This window comes from Arthrobacter sp. 05L417, from assembly GCF_056397865.1.
On record NZ_JBFTOG010000108.1, the window covers coordinates 1 to 623 of the forward strand.

The 623-nt window shown below is 65.5% G+C and carries 1 protein-coding gene; it reads right to left on the reverse strand.

All coding sequences use genetic code 11. The features are described 5' to 3' along the window. The coding region (locus tag AC1DJW_RS26520) for a transketolase-like TK C-terminal-containing protein (protein ID WP_476902961.1) at positions 1–623 on the reverse strand (623 nt) is incomplete at both ends.

The window sequence follows — 623 nt, forward strand, 5'->3', positions numbered from 1 at the left end:
ACGGCGATGACCGGTCCGGTGGCGCCGGCGAGTTGCTGGGCGACGAACGGGGTGCGGGGTTCTTCGCCGGGGTTCAGGAAGGCGTGTTCTTCGGCGGCGAGTCCGTCGCGTCGGAGTTCGTTCCAGGAGGTCACGGACCAGACATCGGCGGAGACTCCCCAGTCCTGGGCCAGGACCTTCTGGGCTTCCAGGGCCCAGGGGACCGAGACGCCGGAGGCCAGCAGCTGGCTCTTGGGGCCTTCAGTGCTCGACTCCGAAAGCCGGTAGATGCCTTTCAAAACACCGTTGACATCGAGGTTCTCAGGTTCGTTCGGCTGGGTGATGGGCTCGTTGTACACGGTGAGGTAGTACATCAAGTTTCTATCGGATGCAGCTCCGGTTCCTTTGCCGCTTGCGGCCGGTCCGTACATGCGTTCGAGGCCGTCGCGGATGATGTGTCCGATTTCGTAGCCGTAGGCGGGGTCGTAGGTGAGGACGGCGGGGTTGGTGGAGGCCAGGATGGGGGAGTGTCCGTCGGCGTGTTGGAGTCCTTCGCCGGTGAGGGTGGTCCGTCCTGCGGTGGCGCCGATGATGAAGCCGCGGGTCATTTGGTCCGCGGCGGCCCAGAAGGCGTCGCCGGTGCG